The organism is Streptomyces sp. TRM70350, from assembly GCF_019219825.1.
In the GTDB taxonomy this organism is placed as follows: domain Bacteria; phylum Actinomycetota; class Actinomycetes; order Streptomycetales; family Streptomycetaceae; genus Streptomyces.
Genome location: NZ_JAHUXH010000075.1, coordinates 1 through 3,052, shown reverse-complemented (window position 1 = coordinate 3,052; position 3,052 = coordinate 1). Strand labels below are relative to the sequence as shown.

The following is a 3,052-nucleotide window of genomic DNA, read 5'->3' as shown; positions in this document are numbered from 1 at the left end:
CCCCCGAGGCAGCGTTCCGCCTGCCCGGCCTGACCGTCGAACCCGAACACCTCAGGCCCGAGGTCTCCCGGTTCGACCTCGCCGTCTTCCTCACCGAGGCGCACACCGACGACGGCGACCCCGACGGGGTCTGGGGCCTGGTCGAGTACAGCGGCGACCTCTTCGAGCGGAACACCGTCGAACGGCTCATCGACCGGCTGACGACGATGCTGCGCGCCTGTGCCGACGACGCCGACCAGCGCATCAGCGCCGTGGACCTGCTGGAGCCCGGCGAACGGCACCTGCTGCTCACCGAGTGGAACGACACCACCCGCCCGGACACCCCGGCACCGCTGACGCTCACCGACCGGTTCGCCGACCTCGTACGCACCCAGCCGGACGCGCCCGCCGTCACCGCCGCCGGCGAGACCCTGACGTACGCCGAACTCGACCGCCGCTCCGACCTCCTCGCCCGCCTGCTGCGCGGACGCGGCGTCGGCGCGGAGACCCCCGTCGCCATGCTCACCGAGCGCGGCGCTCATCTCGCGGTCGGCGTTCTCGGCGTCCTGAAGGCGGGCGGGGCCTACGTCCCGCTCAACGCCGACCACCCGCCGACCCGCCGGGCCGCCGTTCTCGCCGAGATCCGGCCGCCCGTGCTGCTCACCGACCGCGCCCTGCGCGACGAGGCGGCCGCACACGGCCTCGCGCAGCTCGTCCTCGACGACGACCTCCCGCAGCCCGACGGCACCCCGGCACCCCTGCCGCCCGTCCGCGACCCCGACCGGCTCGCCGCCATCATGTACACCTCCGGCTCCACCGGCCGGCCCAAGGGGGTCGCCCTCACCCACGGGGGCATCGAGTGCCTGAGGCACGACCGCGTCTGGACCCCCGGCAGCACCGGCCGCGTCCTGCTCCACTCCGCCCACGCCTGGGACGCCTTCAACATGGAGTTCTGGCTGCCCCTCATGGCCGGCGGCCACGTGGTCATGGCCCCGCCCGGCCACCTCGACCTGCGGGTGCTCGCCCGTGCCGTCACCGAGGGGCGGATCACCGGACTCCTGCTGCCCACCGGCGTGTTCAACACCACTGCCGAGGACCGCACCGACTGGCTGCGCGGCCTGACCGCCCTGTGGACCGGCGGCGACGTCCTCTCCCCGGCCGCCGCCACCCGCCTGGCCGCGGACTGCCCCGACACCACCATGGTCAACGGCTACGGCCCCACCGAGACCACCGTCTACGCCTCCTGCCACACCTTCCGCGGCACCTGCGACCCCGAAGCGCCCGTCCCCGTCGGCGTCGCCCTCGACGAGATGCGGCTCTACGTCCTCGACGACCACCTGGGCCCCGTCCCCGTGGGAGTGCCGGGCGAGCTGTACATAGCGGGCGCGGGCATGGCGCGCGGCTACCACCAGGCTCCCGCCGAGACCGCCGCGCGGTTCGTCGCCGACCCCTTCGGCCCGCCCGGCGGCCGCCTGTACCGCACCGGCGACGTGGTCCGCCGCGACACCGAGGGCCGCCTCAACTTCGTCGGCCGTGCCGACTCGCAGGTCAAGCTGCGCGGACTGCGCGTCGAACTCGGCGAGATCGAGACCGCCCTGCGCGGCCACCCCCAGATCTCCCAGGCGGCCGCCCACGTCCGAGAGGACCGGCCCGGCGAACGGCAGCTCGTCGCCTACGTCGTCCCCCGGGACGGCGCCGAACGCGACCCGAGCGACGAGGCCGAGCAGGTCGGCGAGTGGCACCACGTCTACGAGGAGGTGTACCGGGACGCCGCCACCGCGCCGTTCGGGGAGAACTTCGCCGGCTGGGGCAGCAGCTACGACTCCCGGCCCATCCCGCTGCCCCAGATGCGCGAGTGGCGCGACGCCACCGTCGACCGTGTCCGCGCCCTGCGACCCCGCCGGGTGCTGGAGATCGGCGTCGGCAGCGGCCTGATCCTGTCCCGGCTCGCCGAGGAGTGCGAGACGTACTGGGCGACCGACTTCTCCGCCACGGCCATCGAGGCGCTGCGCACCCAGCTGGCCGACCGGCCCGCGCTGCGAGACCGCGTCCACCTGCGGGTGCAGCCCGCCGACGTCACCGACGGGCTGCCCGCGACCCACTTCGACACCGTCGTGATCAACTCCGTCGTCCCCTACTTCCCGCACGCCGCCTACCTCGCCGACGTCATCGCCAGCGCCATGGACCTGCTCGCCCCCGGCGGCACCCTCTTCATCGGAGACGTACGCAACCACCGGCTACTGCGCTGCTTCGCCGCCGCCGTGCAGCTCCACCGGCCCGACGAGCAGCGGGACGCGGCCGCCGTGCGCCGCGCCGTCGAGCAGGACGTGCTGCTGGAGACCGAACTGCTGGTCGACCCCGAGTTCTTCCCGGCACTGCGGCACCGCATCCCCGCCGTCGACGCCGTCGACGTACGCGTCAAACGCGGCCGTCACCACAACGAGCTCAGCCGTCACCGCTACGACGTCGTCCTCCGCAAGCGCGGCGGCCCCGGCGTCCCGGCACCGCGCCCCGCCGCCACCCTCCACTGGGGCCGCGACCTGGACGACCCGGCCACACTCGAACACCTGCTGGCCACCCGGCCGGAGGCGCTGCGCGTGGCGGGCGTGCCCAACGCCCGCCTGGCGCCCGAGACCGCCGCACTACGGCTGCTGGACGGATCCGGCGACCTCACCGCCGCCCGCCGCGCGGTCCGCGCCCCGGCCACCACCCACCCGGCGATCGACCCGGAGGACCTGCACGCCCTCGCCGCACGCCTCGGCCGCCGCGCCGCCGTCACCTGGTCCGCCGACTCACCGGACGGCGACCTCGACGTCCTGTTCAGCGCGCCGGGCCACACCGGTGCCGACGAGCACCCCCCGGTGCCCGACGTCATCGACGACCTGTACTCCCCGGCCGTCACGACGGCCGCCGACCCGGCACGGTTCGCCAACAGCCCCCGCCGCTCCCGGCTCACCGGCTCCCTCGTCTCCTCCCTGCGCGAGTACCTGAGCGACCGGCTTCCGGCGTCGGTGGTGCCGGCGGCGTTCGTGGTGCTGGAGCGGTTGCCGTTGACGGTGAACGGGAAGCTGGG

Annotated in this window: 1 protein-coding gene; it reads left to right on the top strand. The window is 74.8% G+C overall.

The window, feature by feature from the left end:
* Positions 1–3,052 (top strand): amino acid adenylation domain-containing protein (locus tag KWI83_RS37555; protein ID WP_218518851.1); only part of this gene is annotated, 3,052 nt, incomplete at both ends.